This window comes from Agromyces protaetiae (assembly GCF_030866785.1).
Classification (GTDB): domain Bacteria; phylum Actinomycetota; class Actinomycetes; order Actinomycetales; family Microbacteriaceae; genus Agromyces; species Agromyces silvae.
Map to the genome: position 1 here is coordinate 460,853 of NZ_CP133018.1, position 16,882 is coordinate 477,734.

At 72.6% G+C, this 16,882-nt stretch carries 10 protein-coding genes and 1 pseudogene; 4 read left to right on the top strand and 7 right to left on the bottom strand.

Features of this window, described 5'->3' with window-relative positions; genetic code table 11:
• Positions 1 to 108 precede the first annotated feature (108 nt).
• The 5 genes and pseudogenes from QU602_RS02155 to QU602_RS02175 form a co-directional block, all read right to left on the bottom strand.
• On the bottom strand, positions 109 to 1,122 hold the full coding sequence (locus QU602_RS02155; protein WP_308798511.1) for a LacI family DNA-binding transcriptional regulator: 1,014 nt from the start codon (positions 1,120 to 1,122) through the stop codon (positions 109 to 111).
• Positions 1,123 to 1,447: 325 nt separating this feature from the next.
• Positions 1,448 to 2,884: pseudogene (locus tag QU602_RS02160) on the bottom strand (glycoside hydrolase family 1 protein); the annotation flags it as partial.
• A gap of 29 nt (positions 2,885 to 2,913) precedes the next feature.
• Positions 2,914 to 3,858 (bottom strand): carbohydrate ABC transporter permease, encoded by a 945-nt coding sequence (locus tag QU602_RS02165; RefSeq protein ID WP_308798512.1) that lies wholly within the window; start codon positions 3,856 to 3,858, stop codon positions 2,914 to 2,916.
• Entirely contained in the window at positions 3,855 to 4,979 is a 1,125-nt protein-coding gene (locus QU602_RS02170) for a carbohydrate ABC transporter permease (protein ID WP_373692872.1), read from the bottom strand. Before QU602_RS02170 ends, QU602_RS02165 begins: the two co-directional genes overlap by 4 nt.
• Positions 4,980 to 5,055: 76 nt before the next feature.
• Positions 5,056 to 6,363, bottom strand: coding sequence for an ABC transporter substrate-binding protein (locus QU602_RS02175; RefSeq protein WP_308798513.1), 1,308 nt, complete (start codon positions 6,361 to 6,363; stop codon positions 5,056 to 5,058).
• A gap of 451 nt (positions 6,364 to 6,814) precedes the next feature.
• Here QU602_RS02175 and QU602_RS02180 point away from each other — a divergent pair, with 451 nt between their 5' ends.
• The 4 genes from QU602_RS02180 to QU602_RS02195 all read left to right on the top strand — a co-directional run bounded on the left by QU602_RS02180 (position 6,815) and on the right by QU602_RS02195 (position 12,596).
• On the top strand, positions 6,815 to 7,633 hold the full coding sequence (locus tag QU602_RS02180) for a M15 family metallopeptidase (protein ID WP_308798514.1): 819 nt from the start codon (positions 6,815 to 6,817) through the stop codon (positions 7,631 to 7,633).
• 1 nt (position 7,634) lies between these two features.
• Complete coding sequence (locus QU602_RS02185) at positions 7,635 to 9,065, top strand: MFS transporter (RefSeq protein ID WP_308798515.1); 1,431 nt, start codon at positions 7,635 to 7,637, stop codon at positions 9,063 to 9,065.
• A 396-nt stretch (positions 9,066 to 9,461) separates the two neighbouring features.
• A complete protein-coding gene (locus QU602_RS02190) occupies positions 9,462 to 10,532 on the top strand; it encodes an amidase domain-containing protein (protein ID WP_308798516.1) in 1,071 nt (356 codons plus the stop codon).
• A 195-nt stretch (positions 10,533 to 10,727) separates the two neighbouring features.
• Positions 10,728 to 12,596 (top strand): amidase domain-containing protein, encoded by a 1,869-nt coding sequence (locus QU602_RS02195; RefSeq protein ID WP_308800251.1) that lies wholly within the window; start codon positions 10,728 to 10,730, stop codon positions 12,594 to 12,596.
• A gap of 83 nt (positions 12,597 to 12,679) precedes the next feature.
• Here the strand turns inward: QU602_RS02195 and treZ are convergent, their stop codons facing one another.
• Positions 12,680 to 14,494, bottom strand: coding sequence for a malto-oligosyltrehalose trehalohydrolase (treZ, locus tag QU602_RS02200; protein ID WP_308798517.1), 1,815 nt, complete (start codon positions 14,492 to 14,494; stop codon positions 12,680 to 12,682).
• Positions 14,495 to 14,537: 43 nt separating this feature from the next.
• The gene (gene treY / locus QU602_RS02205; protein ID WP_308798518.1) at positions 14,538 to 16,874 is read right to left on the bottom strand and encodes a malto-oligosyltrehalose synthase; all 2,337 of its coding nucleotides are present in this window, start codon (positions 16,872 to 16,874) and stop codon (positions 14,538 to 14,540) included.
• Between the last annotated feature and the right edge of the window lie 8 nt (positions 16,875 to 16,882).

A 16,882-nucleotide genomic window follows, 5' to 3' on the forward strand; every position in this document is an offset into this window, starting at 1 on the left:
GGGGGCACTCGGCGGGGGCACTCGGCGGGGCGCGCGGCGGGGGCGCGCGGCGGGGGCGCGCGGCGGGCTTGCGCGGCGCGGGCGACGTGGCCGACACGGCCGGGCGCGTCAGGCGGAGGCGCGGACGACGAGCTCGGTCGGCAGGATGGTCTCGGCCTCGACCGGCTGGCCCGCGATGAGGCGCACGAGCTTCGTGGCCATCTCCGCACCCATCTTCGACGACGGCTGGCGCACGGTCGTGAGCGACGGGGTCGTCGTGGCGGCGTAGCGGTCGTCGTCGAAGCCGACCACGGCGACGTCGTCGGGCACGCTGCGCCCGGTCTCGGCGAGCGTCGCGAGCGCACCCATCGCCATCTGGTCGTTCGCCGCGAACAGGCCGTCGACCGCGGGCTCGCGTTCGAGCAGCCGGCGCATGGCCGCGGCACCCGACGCCGCCGTGAAGTCGCCGGGCTCGACGAGGTCGGCGGCGAGGCCGGCCGCGTCGAGCGACGTGCGCCAGCCGCGCAGCCGGTCGACACCGGGGGGCATGTCCTGCGGACCGGCGATCGTCGCGATCCGCCGCGCTCCGCGCTCCACGAGATGACGTGTGCCCATGGCGGCGCCGTGCTCGTTGTCGACGTCGACGGTGTACCCGCTCGATTCGGCCACGTCGAGCGGCCGGCCGCCGAACACGAGCGGCAGCGAGCCGCTGAGCTGAGCGTAGGAGTGGTCGCCCGTGTGGTGCGAGACCACGAGCGCGCCGTCGACGTTGCCGCCCAGCAGGTAGCGCCTCGTCTTGCCGGGGTCGACCTCCGACTCGATGAGCATGGTCAGCGTGTACTCGGTCGACGCGATCGCCACCGCGATGCCCTGCACGATCGACGCGAAGAACGGGTCGTCGAACACCTTCGCGGCCGACTCGGGCACGATCAGCGCGATCGACTGGGTGCGCCGGCTGGCGAGCGAGCGCGCAGCACGGTTCGGCACGTAGTTCAGGTCCGCGATCGCCGCCTGTACGCTCGCGACGACGTCGGGGCTGACCTTCGGCGAGCCGTTCACGACCCGCGACACGGTCGCCCGGGAGACGCCCGCTCGCGCGGCGACCATCTCGAGCGTCGGCGCGCCGCCGGAGGATCCGATCATCGCGTCCCCCATCCGTCCCGGGCGCGTCCGGCCCGGTTCACTCCACGATAGCGGCGGGCCGAGCGGATGCCCCGGCGCGACCGCCGTCCGCTGTGCCGCTCTCTGCCGTGCCGCCGTCTGCCGTGCCGCTGTCTGCCGTGCCGCTGTCTGCTGTGCCGCCGCGACCTTCCCGGGTCTCACCTCCGCGCCAGTTCTGCGCCTCCGCGCCCGCAGTGCTGGCGCGCGCGTGCAGAAGTGGCGCGGAGGCCGGGACGTGGGCGGAGGATTCCGCGGAGGCCGGGACGTGGGCGGAGGGTTCGGCGGAGGCGGGGCGCGGCGTCGAGCCCGAGGCATCCGCCTTCGCCTGCGCGATGAGCGCCGCGTACGCCAGCGCGCTGTCCTTCGGGATGCGCGCCATCGTGTCGCGTTCGACGCGAACGATGCCGAACCGCTTGTCGTAGCCCCACGCCCACTCGAAGTTGTCGAGCAGCGACCAGACGAAGTATCCGCGCACGTCGGCGCCCGCCTCGATCGCACGGCCGACGGCCGCGATGTGGTCGACCAGGTACTGCGTGCGCTCGACGTCGTGCACGCGGCCGTCGGCCGCCACCACGTCGTCGTACGCCGCGCCGTTCTCGGTCACGTACAGCGGCGGTAGCGTCGGGTACTCGCGGCCGAGGCGCACGAGCAGCTGCTCGAGCCCGGCCGGGTTCACCTCCCAGTCCATGGCCGTGCGCGGCAGCCCGCGGGACGGCTGCGTCACCCATTCGCTGCCGGGGAACGGCGAGCGCCCCGGCTTGTCGGTCGGCCGCAGCGACGGCACCGCGTCGGCGGGCAGCGGCCGCCCCGACACGTTGTCGTCGTGGTAGTGGTTCACGCCGAGGAAGTCGATGGGGGCCGCGATCGTCCCCAGGTCGCCGGCGAGGATGTGCGCCTCGAGCCCGAACCCGCGCACGTCATCGAGCAGGTCAGCGGGGTAGCGGCCGAGCACGAGTGGTTCGAGGAACATCCGGTTCCAGAGCGCGTCGATGCGACGCGCGGCCTCGACGTCGGCGGGGTCGGCCGGGTCGGCCGGCACCGCGTTGGTGAGGTTCAGCGTGATCCCGAGACGGATGTCTCGGCCTGCGTCCCGCGCGAGCGAGCGGAGCCGCCGCGTGGTGAGCCCGTGAGCCAGGTGCTGGTGGTGCACCGCGGCGAGTCCCGCTACCGGGTCGTTGAGCCCGGGCGCGTGCTCGCCCCCGATGTACCCGATCAGCGACGAGCACAGCGGCTCGTTGAACGTCGTCCAGTGCGTCACGCGGTCGCCGAGCGCGTCGTAGACGGCCTCGGCGTACTCGACGAAGCGGTACGCCGTGTCGCGGTTCGCCCAGCCGCCCAGCTCCTGCAGCGCCTGCGGCAGGTCCCAGTGATACAGCGTGAGCCACGGCAGGATGCCGGCGCCGAGCAGCTCGTCGACGAGCCGCGAATAGAAGTCGAGGCCCTCGCGATTCACGCGCCGGCCGCCCGGCACGACGCGCGCCCAGCTCGTCGAGAACCGGTACGAGTCGAGGCCGAGCCCGCGCATCAGCGCGACGTCCTCGGGTACGCGGTGGTAGTGGTCGACACCGGCGGCCGGGGTATCGCCGTTCGCGATCGCGTTCGGCACGCGCGCGAACGCGTCCCAGATGGAGTCCTCGCGGCCGCCCTCGTGGGCGGCGCCCTCGACCTGGATCGCGGCGGTCGCCGATCCCCAGATGAAGTCGCGCCCGAACGCCCCGAACGGGACGGCGGCGGGGACGACGATCGGCTGGGTGGGGGTGGTGAGCTGGTCGTTCAACCCTTCACGGCTCCTTGCATGATTCCGGAGATGAGCTGCTTGCCGGCCACGATGAACAGCACGAGCAGCGGGATGGTGGCGAGCACGGCGCCGGTCAGCACGATCGAGTAGTCGACGTAGTAGCCCGACTGCAGCTGGCTGAGCGCGGTCTGCAGCGTCGGGTTCTGCGGGCTCAGCACGATGAGCGGCCACAGGAAGTCGGTCCAGGCCATCATGAACGTGAACAGCCCCAGGATCGCCATCGCGGGCCGGGCGGCGGGCAGCGCGACGTTCAGGAACGTGCGGATCTGGTTCGCGCCGTCGACGCGCGCGGCCTCGATGAGCTCGTCTGGGATGACGTCCACGAGGTACTGCCGCATGAAGAACACCCCGAACGCGGTCACCAGCGTCGGCACGATGACCGCGCCGAGCTCGCCCGTCCAGCCGAGCTCCTTCATGACCATGAACAGCGGGATGATGCCGAGCTGCGTCGGGATCGCCATGGTCGCGATCACGAACACCATGAGCCCGTCGCGGCCGCGGAACCGCAGCTTCGCGAATGCGTAGCCCGCGAGCGTCGAGAACGTCACGACCGAGACCGTGATCACGGTCGACACGATGATCGAGTTGCCGAGCGCGAGCCAGAACGGGATCGCGTCGAACACCTTCGCCGCGTTCGTCAGGAAGTTGCCGCCCGGGAGCAGCGGGAAGGTCTCGCCGCGGGTCGCGTTCGTGCCGCTGCCGACGACGAACGACCACCACAGCGGGTACGCGCCGCCGATGATGAACGCGAGCAGCAGCCCGTAGGTGAGGAACCCGGGCCGGCTGCCGAGTCCCGCGTCGCCCTGACGGCTACGGCGCCGCGGCGGGCGGGCATCGGCGGATGTCTCGGGCTGGGGCCGCTCGGGCGGGACGAGGTCGACCCGCTCGGCGGGAATGGGTTCGGGGGTGGCGGTCGTCATCGGTTCGCCCCTTCGGTCGTGATCGAGCGGGTGTCGTCGGCGCCCGAGGCATCCGTCGCATCCGGGGCATCCGCTGAGCCCGAGGCATCCGCCCGCCCGCGCCGGCGCCGCTTGCGCGGCGCGCCCGTGTTCGCGATGCGTCGCGAGACGACGAAGTTGATCAGGCCGAAGCCCACGATGAGCAGGAACAGCAACCAGGCGACGGCGGATGCCTCGCCGAAGTCCCTGCGGAAGAACGCGAGCTCCCACATGTAGAGGACCGTGGTCTGGAACTGCCGGTCGCTGCCGCCGATGCCGCCGGCGTTCGAGACGTCGAACAGGCGCGGCTCGGTGAAGATCTGCAGGCCGCCGATGGTGGCCGTGATGATCACGAAGATGAGGGTGGGCCGGATGGACGGGATCGTGATCGAGAAGAAGCGGCGGGCGGCGCCTGCGCCGTCGATCGCGGCGGACTCGTAGAGGTCTTTGGGCACGGCCTGCATCGCGGCGAGCAGGATGAGCGCGTTGTACCCGGTCCAGCGCCAGTTGACCATGCTCGCGATCGCGAGGTGCGAGAGGAACGTGTCCTGCTTCCACGCCTGGTCGGAGATGCCGACGAGGTTCAGCAGGTTGTTCGCGAGCCCGTCGGCGTTGTTGAACACGCTCGAGAAGATCAGGGCGGCGGCCACGGGGGTGACGACGTAGGGGAGCAGCACGCTCATGCGCCAGATGGTCGGTGCGCGCAGTCCGCGGTCGAGCAGGGCCGCGATGAGCAGCGCCATCGCGAGCTGTGGGACGGCGGAGAGCAGGAAGATGCTGATCGTGTTGCGGATGGAGTTCCAGAAGAAGGCATCGCCCAGCACCTCGGTGAAGTTGCCGAGGCCGACGAACTCGCCCTGGCCCTTCAGCAGGTCCCACTCGAACATCGAGACGACGAACGTGTAGATGAGCGGGAAGAGCCCGACGAGCGCGAAGAGGAGGAAGAACGGCGAGACGTAGAGGTACGGGCTCGCCTTGACGTCGAATCGGCTGACCCGCTGGCGGAGCGTGAGGCGGGGCTGGCCCTGCCGGGGCGATCGCGGCTGCCCGCCGGTGTCGCCGGGCGTATCGCCGCGTGTGGGCGGGCGCAGGGTGGCGGTCATGTGGATCCTTCTCTCGAACCGGGGGTCGTCGTTGGTGCGGGGTCCCGGATGGGCGCCGGGACCCCGCACCGGTCCATCAGCCGACGAGTTCGTTCAGGAGCGAGATCGCCTCGTCCCAGGCCTGCTGCGTCGTGAGCTCGCCGCGGTCGAGCTTCTGCAGCGGCGGGCCGAAGACGTTCTCCTGGATGACCGAGTCGTCCGGGCCCTTGAACTGCGCGACGATGCCCTTGGCGCGCTCGGCGAGGATCGCGCCGGTCGGGGCGCCGTTGAAGAACTCGTTCGGCGTCGCGTCGGCCGCGAGCGTCTCCTGCGCCTCCACGGTGCTCGGGAAGTTGCCGGCCGCGGCCGACTGCTTCACCTGCTGCTCGGGCTGCGTGAGCCAGTCGGCGAGCTTGGCCGCCTCCTCCTTGTGCTTCGAGCTCTCGGGGATCGACAGGAACGCGCCGCCCCAGTTGCCCGCGCCGCCCGGGAACACGTCGGCGAAGTCCCAGCCGGTGCTGGCGTCGCCGCCGCCCGCCTCGACCTGGCCCTGCACGACGCCGAGCATCCAGCCGGGGCAGACGAAGGTCGCGAACGTGCCGTCGACGAACGACTTGCCGCCGTTCCAGTCCCAGACCGCCTGTGCGCCCGAGAGGCCGTCTTCGACGGCGGAGCCGAGCAGCTCGAAGTTCGCCTGCAGGTCGGCGTTGCCCTCGACGTTCAGGTCGCCGTCGGTCGTGTAGTAGCCCTCGGGCATCTGGTTGACCATGCCGTTCCAGACGAATCCGGCGTGGTCGAACCAGGCCTTGCCGGTCGCCTGCTGGTACTGGCGGCCGACGTCGAAGTAGTTCGCCCAGTCGCCCTCGAGCAGGCTCGCGACCTCCTCACGGTCGGTGGGCAGGCCGGCCGCGGCGAGCGCGGGACCGTTGTAGCAGATGCCCTCGGGACCGATGTCGGTGCCGTAGCCGATGACCCGGCCGTCGGGGTCGGTCGCCTGCTGGTACTTCCAGTCGACCCAGTCGGACTCCCGGTCTTCGATGCCGTAGTCGCGCAGGTCGACGAACTGGTCGGACACCTCCATGATCGCGCCGAGCCAGCCCTCCTCGATCGCGACGACGTCGCTGAGACCGGAGCCCGCGGCGATCTTGGTGAACGCGTCGGTGCGGGCGTTGCCGCCGGTGTCGATGTTGGTGGCCTCGATGGTGATGCCGGGGTTCAGCTCCTCGTACTCGGCGTAGAGGTCGTCGTAGCCGAAGGTGCCGAAGGTGGTCACCGTCAGGGTGAGGTCGCCGCCACCGTCGCCGCCGCCGTCGTCAGCGCCTCCGGCGCAGGCGGTGGCCACGAGGGCGATGGTCGCCGCGCCGGCGATGGCGGCTGCGGCGCGGATGGGTCGTGAGCGCTTCACGGTCACTCCTTTGTGTGCGTGGTTCAGGGCGGATGTGGTGCATGGATGGTGCGTGGTCGAGCGTGCGCAGGCGCGCCGGAGCGACGCGTCAGGCCGCGCGGGAGAAGCCCGGGAACGCTGGGTGAGAGCGCTCTCACGAGCTCAGGACGAGACTCTACGGGTGGCATCGATGCCTGTCAAGAGAGCGCTCTCACAGCGCGGTTCCCGCCTCCGTTCATTCGCTCAGGCCGCTCAGGTTCTCCGCTCGGGCCGCACGAGCCGACGTGCACTCTCGCCTCCGGATTCCTTGCTCAGGAAGAAATCGCCGACACGCCGCGCAGCGGCGCGAGCCGCACGGCATGTCGTGCGGAATGTCCTGAGCAGCGGAGCGGACAGAGGGCCTGTCGTGCAGAACATCCTGAGCAGGGGATCGAACCAGGGGGCCGGGACCCGCGCTCGGTAGACTTCGGCAATGGCTTCCGCACCCGATCAGCGCTCCGTCGAGCTCAGCCGGCGGCGCATGCGGGTCGCGATCCCCGCGATCGTCGCACTGCTCGGCGTCGCGGCGATCGTGGTCGGGGCGACCTCGGGCGGGGGTGCGGGCGCCGAGACCGCCGGCCCCGAGGCATCCGACGACGTGAACGCGCCCGAGGCCGCGAGCCCGCGCCCGGCGCCCGCCGAGGCGCCGCCACCCGCGAGCGTCGCGACGTTCGACCGCGCGGCGCACTCGATCGACGACCCGGCGAGCATCTGGGTCGTCGTGAACAAGCTCCGCCCGCTGAACCCGACGGACTACGTGCCGGCCGATCTCGTCGACGTGCCGGTGCCGCACACGTGGGACCCGCTGCTCCGGCAGGAGGCCAGCGACGCCATCGTCGCCATGTTCGACGCGGCGGCGAACGAGGCCGGGCTCTCGCTCGCCTCGAACAGCGCGTATCGCTCGTACTCGGCGCAGCAGTCGATCTACTCGGGCGACGACCTCTCGACGGCGCGCCCCGGCTTCAGCGAGCACCAGACCGGCCTCACCATGGACATCGGCGCCGAGTCGGGGGAGTGCTCGCTGAACGCGTGCTTCGGCGAGACCGCCGAGGGCATCTGGCTGCGCGACAACGCGTACCGGTTCGGGTTCATCCTGCGCTACCCCGCCGACAAGACCCCGGTCACCGGGTACGAGTACGAACCCTGGCACTTCCGGTACGTCGGCGTCGACCTCGCGACCGAGATGCGCGAGACGGGGTTCACCACGCTGGAGGAGTTCTTCCAGCTTCCGGCCGCGCCCGAATACGAGTGACGTGAGCGAGCCGCGCGGTTCCGGGCCCGTCGGGCGGACGCCTCGCCGCGGGCTCTCGCTCGCGATCCTGATCGGCAACCAGCTGCTCGCGGGCATCGGCGTCGCGTCGGGGATCGCGGTCGCCGCGCTGCTCGCGCAAGAGCTCACGGGCACCGTGATCCTTGCGGGCCTCAGCCAGACCGCCTCAGTGCTCGGCGCCGGGCTCGTGGCGATCCCGCTCGCCCGGCTCGCGGTCGCGCGCGGCCGGCACGTCGCGCTCGCGACCGGCTACGCGCTCGCGGCCGTCGGAGCCGGGCTCGTGATCGCGGCGGCGGTCACCGCGTTCGTGCCGCTGGTCTTCCTCGGGCTCGCCGCATTCGGCGCAGGTTCGGCCGCCGGCCTGCAGGCGCGATTCGCGGCGACCGAGGTCGCGAGTGCCGGCTTCGAGGCGCGCGCCATGTCGCTCGTGCTCTGGGCCACGACGATCGGTTCGGTCGCGGGGCCGAACCTGTCGGAGGTCGGCGATGCGCTCGGCCGGTCGCTCGGCCTGCCCCCGCTCGTCGGCCCGTTCCTGATCTCGGGCGCGGCGTTCGCGATCTCCACACTGGTGGTCGCGACCCTGCTCCGGATGCCTCGGCCGGGCGAGCTCGCGGCCGAAGCGCCGACCAGCGCTTCTGGCGACCGAACCGGTGCGCGGGCTGCCGTCGCGCCGGGGCCCGACGCTGCCGCGGTCGCCGGGCCGGCCGCCGCGACGGGGGAACCCGGCGCCGACGAGCGCGTGGGCCCCGAGGCATCCGCCCAGCCCGCGCAAGAGGGCGCGGCTCGCACCATCGGATCGTGGCGCGCGCTGGCGATCGCGGTGCGCGAGCCGCGCGCGCTGCTCGCCCTCGCGGCGGTGGTCTGCTCGCACACGGTCATGGTCGCGGTCATGGTGATGACCCCGGTGCACATGCACGCGCACGGGTCGTCGCTCGGCTTGGTCGGGCTCGTGATCTCGATCCACATTCTCGGCATGTACGGGGCGAGCCCGCTCGTCGGCTGGCTCGTCGACCGCCTCGGAGCGATCGGGGTGATCGGCGCCGGCGCCGCCGTGCTGCTCTCGGCGACCCTCATCGGCATGCTCGCGCCTCCAGACGATGTGCTGCTCATCCCGCTCGCGTTGGGCCTGCTCGGCCTCGGCTGGTCGGCCGGGATGATCGGCGGGTCGGCGCTGCTGACCACGTCGGTCGGCCGGGATCTGCGCGTGCCCCTCCAGGGCGCGTCGGATGCCTCGATGAACTTCGCGGCCGCGTTCGCCGCCGCGTTCTCGGGGCTGGTGCTCGAGCTCGGCGGCTTCGCCGCGGTGAATCTCGTGGCCGCGCTCGTGCTCGTCCCCCTCGTGCTCGCGGGTGCGCGCGTGCTGCTGGGGCGGAGTCGCGCGGGCACGCGCACTCCCGACCGCGCCGACGCCTGACCGCACCGCTGCGAACGCTCGGGTTCTGTGCGGGTCCGGCGCGGTACGACCCGCCATCTGCGACCGCTCGGGTTCTGTGCGGGCGGCCTGGGCCGGGCCGGGCGTTGAGGGGTTGTCCAGGGACTGAGAGGGTTCCTCACAATTTTGGGTGCTGAACTGTCGGCTTCCCCCGCCCAGCCCGACCCGGATCCGTGCTTCACCGTGCCCAAAGAACCCACAGCAGTCCACTCTTCACTCTCCGCTCGCCGATTCCTTACTCAGGACGGACCCGCGAACACGCCGCGGAGCGGCGCGAGCCGTACCGCGCGTCGCGCACATCTTCCTGAGCAAGGAAACGCCGGCCGCGCATCGAGAGGTGTGCCGAGACCGGGTGCGCCGAGACATCGCGTCGAACCCGTGCGGGCCCGGCAGCGCGCCGCCGGCGCGCCCCGGCGCGAAGTGCGCCGCTGGGCGGCGATCTCATCGGCGACGGCCATCGTCGGCGTGAGCGCGTTCGGTGCGCTCGCGGTCACGAGCGACGCGCCGTCGACCGCACAAGCGGCCGGGCGGGCGACGGTGCCGGGCACGCTGGGCGCGCAGGCCGCGCCGCTCGCGCCCGTCGCCGACGAGATCAGCACCGCGGTGGCGGCGGCCAAGCCGACGATCACGAGCGGGCTGTCGACCACGCAGGCGCCCTTCACGGGCGGCACGCAGGTGACCGTCACGGGCGAGCGACTCGACCGGATCACGCAGGTCGCGGTCGGCGGCGCGCCCGCCCCGATCGTCGAGTCGAGCGCGGATCACGTCACGTTCGCGGTGCCCGCGACCGCGGATACAGCGCTCGGCGCCACGGCGGTGACCTTCGCCGATGCGGCGGGCACCGCACCTGACATCCAGACGGATGCCTCGGGCAGCACCGCGTCCGTGGCATCCGCCGCCGACCCGGCGAACGTGACGGCCGTGACCGGCGCGGGTGCTGACGCGGGTGCCGGCGCCCTGACGTTGACCTACACGACGGACCCGCTGATCGACGCCCAGGTGGCGTACGTGCTGACGTACTGGAGCAGCTACAACACCGCCGAGTTCCCGGTCATCAGCGGGTACGACTGCGCGAACTTCGCGAGCCAGTCGCTGCTCGCCCGGGGCTGGACGATGGATGCCGGCTGGAACCTCGACCGCGCCTCCGGCGCCATGACGCCGAGCTGGGCGAGCTCGACCGCGCTGCGCGACTACCTCCGCACCCGAACCGACCGCGCCACCGAGCTGACCGACGCGCAGCGCGACCAGGTCAAGGTCGGCGACATCGCGCAGTTCGACTGGGACGACTCGGGCGACCGCGACCACACCGCCGTCGTCACGCGCGTCGAGCGCACCGACGCCGGCACGAAGGTCTGGGTCGGCGGCCACACCAAGGACGCCGACTACTGGGACGTCGACACCGCGCTCGCCACGGGCGGCGGTTCCGTCAGCTACTTCTCGATCCGCTGAGCGCGCATCGCCGCGAAAACCGATCGGTGGCCTCCGTGCTTGAGCAATCTCAGACGTTCGCATGCTGAACTGTCAGTCGCTCCCGCTTCCGATCCCCCCCCCTACGCCGTGACCCAGGATTCCTCCGCTCCCCGCCGCCGCTCGAACTTCCGCGCGCCCACGCCCGGCTCAGTCGACGCTGATGCGTTGACCCGGGTGTTCGGTGAGACCGCCGCCCGCCGCTCCGAAGCACCCGATGCGGCCGAGACGCACGCCAACGAGTCGCGGGCCGCCGCCGAGGCGCCTGCAGTTCCCCTGTCGCCCGCGAAGCCGGACCCACGCATGATCGGTGACGTGCCGGCGCCCGCGAGCCCGGCCGTCCCGGCCTCGCCGGAGCGCGGCGGCGGCGCTCGGACGGGCCGCCGTGCGTCGGCCGACCCGATCGACGTCCGAGCACCCGAACGCCGATCCCAGCGCACCGGTCGGCGGCGCGCCGCCGCCGAGCCGTCGGCACCGCCCGCATCGCGCGTCGACGGCGCGTCCGCTCCGCCCGAGGCGCCCCAGCCCGAGGCACGACTGGCCGAACCGGCCGTGCCCGAGACGGGTCCGATCGAGCTGGCCGTGTCCGAGGCCGCTCCGCCCACGGCGCCTCCGTTCACAGCGGCCGCGCCCGAGACGGGTCCGGCCGAGCTGGCCGTGCCCGAGGCCGCTCCGCCCACGGCGCCTCCGTTCACAGCGGCCGCGCCCGAGGCGCGACCGGCCGAGCCGGCAGCGTCCGACACCGCTCCGCCCACGACGGCCGTGCCCGAGACTGCTCCGGCCGAGCCGGCCATGCCAATGGCTGGGCTGGCCGAACCGGGCGTGCCCGAGACGGGGCCGACCGAACCGGCTGTCCCCGAGGCCGTTCGAACCACGGCGGCCGTGCCCAAGACGGCACCGACCGAGCCGACTGCGCCCGAGGCACGACCGGCCGAGCCGGCCGGTTCGGCAGCGCGCAACGAGACCGTGTTCCCGTGGCGGCTCACGCCGGAGGCGCCGGTCGACGTGCCCGACGGGCGCGCCCCGGCCGAGGAGCAAGCTCCCCGTCGCGGTCGCGGTCGCGGTCGCCGGCGCCTCGTCGTGGGTGCGTCCGCGGCCGCCCTGCTCGTCGTCACCGGCCTCGGTGCGCTCGCCGTGGTGAACGACGTGCCGGCGAGCCTGTTCGACGTGTCCGCCGCGAACGACCCGGCGCAGCCCGATGCGCTCGCGGGCGCGGCATCGCCCGCGATCACGAGCGACCTGTCGGAGCCCGCGGCGCCCTTCACGGGCGGCACCTCGGTCAGCGTGACAGGCGAGCGCCTGGACGAGGTGACGCAGGTCTCGGTCGGCGGTGCGCCGGCCACGATCCTCGAGGCCTCTGCCGACCAGCTCACGTTCGCGGTGCCCGCCACGACCGACGATGCCATCGGCGCGGCCGAGGTCGTCTTCGCCGACGCCGACGGGCGGCCCGTCAAGGTCGCGGTGCCCGCGTCCGGGGCCGCGGCGTCGGCCGAGGCATCCGCGGGCTCCTCGTCCGAGCCGGAGGCCGCCGACGGGGCATCCGCCTCCGACTCGCTCACGCTCACCTACACGACCGATCCCGGCATCGATGCGCAGCTCGCCTACGTGCTCGCGCACTGGGACGACTACAACACCGCGGAGTATCCGGCGGTGCCCGGCAAGGATGCCGTGAACTTCGCCAGCCAGGCCCTGATCGCGCGCGGCTGGACCATGGACGACGCCTGGAACGTCGACCCGTCGACCGGCGCGATGTCCGCGGCGTGGTCGAGCTCGACCGCGCTGCGCGAGTACCTGCTCACCCGCACCGACCGCGCGACCGAGCTGACCGACGCGCAGCGCGACCAGGTGAAGGCCGGCGACCTCGCCCAGTTCGACTGGGACGACTCGGGCGACCGCGACCACACGGCCGTCGTCACGCGCGTCGAGCGCACCGACGCCGGCACGAAGGTCTGGGTCGCCAGTCACACGAAGGACGCCGATTACTGGGACGTCGACGCCGCACTCGCGTCGGGCGGCGGCTCGGTCAGCTGGTTCTCGATCCGCTGATCCGCCGCCGCTGATCCGCGCTCGCGATCCGCGCGCCGCCGCTGAGCCGCGCCCCCCGAGCTGCACCCGCGCGCTCGACGGGCTCAGCCCGTCGCCAGCACATCGTCGAGCGCCGACACCCCGGCTGACGTGTCGAGCACGACGACCGAGCGCGCGGGGAGCACGAGCGCCGCGGCCTCGGCCGGCAGCGCGGCTGCGGCGTCGTGCTCGGTCAGGACGCCCGAGTGCAGCAGCACCCGCCCGCCGAGGGCGGTCGCCGCGCCGGCCGGGCCGAGGTTCACGGCGATCGCGATCGGGCCGCGGTGCACGATGACGGTGCGCGCCTCCTCGTCCACGTCGACCCGGGTGCCATCGAGCCGCGGGTCGGTGATCTCCGGGCGCGCCTTGCGCAGCGCGATGAGCGACCGGTACCACTCGAGCATGCGCGTGTGCGGGGACCCGGCCGTCGCGTCGCCGGCATCGGCGGCCGGATAGGGTTCGCGCCAGTCGAGCTTCGACCGCCGGAACGTCTCGGGGTCCTGCGGGTCGGGCACGACGTCGGGGTCCCAGCCCATGCGCGCGAACTCGGCGATGCGGCCCTCGGCGGTCGCTTTTCCGAGCTCGGGTTCCGGATGCGACGTGAAGAACTGCCAGGGCGTCGACGCGGCCCACTCCTCGCCCATGAACAGCATGGGCGTGAACGGCGAGAGCAGCGTGAGCGCGGCCGCGATGGCGAGTCCGCCTTCGTCGACGGATGCCCCGAGCCGGTCGCCGGCCGCCCGGTTGCCGATCTGGTCGTGGTCCTGGTCGAACACCACGAGGCGCCAGGCCGGGGTGCGCTCGAGATCGAGCGGCCGGCCGTGCTCGCGCCCGCGGAACGTCGATGTGGTGCGGGCGTGGAAGAACCCGCGTTCGAACACGTCGCGGAGCGCCGCGAGCGGTGCGAAGTCCTCGTAGTAGCCGACGGTCTCGCCCGACACCGCCACGTGCACCGCGTGGTGGAAGTCGTCGCTCCACTGCGCGTCGATGCCGTACCCGTGCGCTTCGCGCGGGCGGATCAGCTTCGGGTCGTTCAGGTCGCTCTCGGCGATGAGGGTGAGGGGCCGGCCGAGGTGCGCGGAGAGCGCGTCGACGCGCTCGGCGAGCGCTTCGAGCAGGTGCACCGCACGGTGGTCGACGAGCGCGTGCACCGCATCGAGCCGCAGCCCGTCCACGTGGTGGTCGCGCAGCCACATCAGCGCGTTCTCGATGATGAACTCGCGCACCTCGTCGGAGTCGGCGCCGTCGAGGTTGATCGATGAGCCCCAGGTGTTCGCGCGCCCTTCGTGCAGGTAGGGCCCGAACTCGGGCAGGTAGTTGCCGCTCGGGCCGAGATGGTTGTAGACCACGTCCTGGATCACCGCGAGTCCGCGCGCGTGGCAGGCGTCGACGAATCGCTGATAGCCGGCGGGGCCGCCGTACGACTCCTGCACGGCGTACCAGAGCACGCCGTCATAGCCCCAGTTCCATTCGCCGTTGAAGGCGTTGACCGGCAGCACCTCGACGGCGTCGACGCCGAGCTCGACGAGATGGTCGAGCCGCTCGACGGCCGCGTCGAACGTGCCCTCGGGCGTGAAGGTGCCGATGTGCAGCTCGTAGATCACGCTGCCCGCGAGCTGGCGCCCGGTCCATGACCCGTCCTGCCACACGTGCTCGGCCGGGTCGAACACGCGCGACAGTCCGTGCACCCCGTCGGGCTGCCACCGCGAGCGCGGGTCGGGCCGCGGCGTCTCGGCGTCGTCGATGAGGTACCCGTAGTCGCGGCCCTCGGCGGAGGTCGCCCACCAGCCGCCCGGCTCCTCGGTCATCGGATGTCTCGTCCCGTCGAGGTGCAGCGCCAGACGCTGCGCCTTCGGCGCCCACACGCGGAACTCGGTCACGCCGGATCCTCCCTCCAGGCTCACGCCAGCTCTCCTCTGATGGTCACAGCCCTTCCACGTCCACGAGCAGCGCGACGGGGTACCGGTCGAGCACCTCGGCGAGCCGCAGCTCGCCGCCCTGGTGATGGCGCCCGGTGAGCACGTCGACGACCGGCGCGCTGCCGACGTCGACGACGGTGTCACCCCAGCCGCCGCGCCGGGCGAGTCCGACGGGCAGCCGGGTCGCGAGCGTGATCGCGCCGCCGCGGTCGAACGCGACGAGATGACCCGCCGCGCCGCCGGATGCCGCGAGCGGCATATAGTCCATGAAGAGCTCGGGTCGGTCGCGGCGGAGCCGCAGGGCGCGGCTCGTGACGAGCAGTTTGGCGGCACCGCCGGCGTCGACCTCGGGCAGCGCACCCGTGTCGAGTTCGGCCAGCATCCGGCGGCGCAGCGCAAAGTCGACCGCGCGCCGATTGTCGGGGTCGACGAGCGACTGCTCCCACAGCTCGCTGCCCTGGTACACATCGGGCACGCCCGGCGCGGTCAGCTGGATGAGCTTGGCCGCGAGCGCGTTCGACCAGCCCGGCGCCTCGAGCAACGCCACCGCCTGTGCGACCAGGGCGCCGACGCGCGGGTCGTCGAAGACCGCGTCGACGGCCGCGTGCATGCGCGACTCGAACGCCGCATCGGGCTCGGTCCAGGTCGTCGAGACGCCGGCTTCGCGGGCGGCCTTCTCGACATAGGCGTGCAGGCGCTCGCGGCTCGCGGGCCAGGCGCCGACGACCGCCTGCCAGAGCAGGTGTTCGAACGGGCCGTCACCGAGCGGTGCGAGCGCGCGCAGCTCCTGGAAGACCGCGGCCCACTCGGCCGGGAGCTCGGCGATGACGTCGAGGCGCGCACGCACGTCCTCGCCGCGCTTCGTGTCATGGGTCGACAGCGTGGTCATCGACCGAGGCATCCGCTCGAATCGATCGCGCGATCGCGCGTGGAACTCGTCGACGTCGATGGCGAACTCAGCCGGGTCGCCGCCCACCTCCGTGAGGCTCGTGAGCCGGGTGTAGCGGTAGAAGGCGGTGTCCTCGACGCCCTTCGCCATGACCATGCCGCTGGTCTGCTGGAAGCGTCGCGCGGCCGGGTGCTCGGGGTCGGCGAGGATCGGGAGCAGACGCTCGACGACCGGGGCGAGCTCTGGCCGGAGCTGCACCGTCCGCTGGGCGGCCTCGTGCAGATGCTCGACGCCGAAGGGCAGGTACGACCGGTAGACGGGGAACCACGCGAGCAGCTCGGCGACGGCGTCGGCCACCGCGCCCGGAGCCTCGTCCGCCGAGGTCGCGTCGACGAGCATGCGATCGAGTCGCAGCACCTCCGAGCGCAGGATGCCGTCGGCGATCGCGCGCTTCGTGCCATGGATCATGGTCGCCCAGTGGGCCGTCTCGCCGCCGCGCAACGCGGTGTCGAGCTCGGTGAGCGGGGACTCGCCGGCCGGATCCACGAGCACGCGGTCGACGTCGGCGAGCGCGTCGTAGCCCGTCGTACCCTCGGTCGGCCACTCCTCGGGCATGCGTTCGTCGCCCTCGAGGATCTTCTCGACGAGCACGTACGCGCCGCCGGTCAGCTCAGCCAGCCGCGCGAGGTAGCCGCCAGGGTCGAGCAGCCCGTCGGGGTGATCGATGCGGAGCCCGTCGACGAGACCTTCGCGCAGCCAGCGCAGCACCTCGACGTGGCTCTCGTCGAACACCCATGGCACCTCGACGCGGATCGCGGCGAGCGTGTTGACCGCGAAGAATCGCCGGTAGTTGAGGTCGTGGTCGGCGCGCCGCCAGTCGATGAGCTCGTAGTGCTGGCGGTCGTGGACGGCACGGGGGTCGTCGCCCGCGTGCGCGGTTCCGGATGCCACGGGGAAGCGGTGATCGTAATAGTGCAGCTCGAACCCTTCGCCGCTGTCGGACGTCGCGACGAGGCGCAGCGCGGAGACGTCGTCGGCGCTGCCGAGCACCGGGTGCCGCACGCGGCCGGCGCCGAACTCCCAGTCGATGTCGAACGCCTCCGCGTAGCGCGAGGCCCGGCCGTTCGCGAGCACGTCCCACCACCACGCCATCGCCGCGGGCGTCGCGACACCCACGTGGTTCGGCACGAGGTCGGCGAGCACGCCCATGCCGAGCGCGTGTGCCGCCGCGGACGCCCGCGAGAGAGCCTCGGGCCCGCCGCGGGCGGGGTCGACGAGCGAGTGGTCGACCACGTCGTAGCCGTGGTCCGAGCCGGCTTCCGCCTCGAGCAGCGGTGAGAGGTAGACCCAGTCCGCGCCGAGGTCGTGCAGGTAGTCGGTCACCGCCGCGACCGCATCCAGGTCGAACGCCTGCCGCACCTGGATGCGGTACGTCGAGACGGGCGTTCGCATGTCCGCGC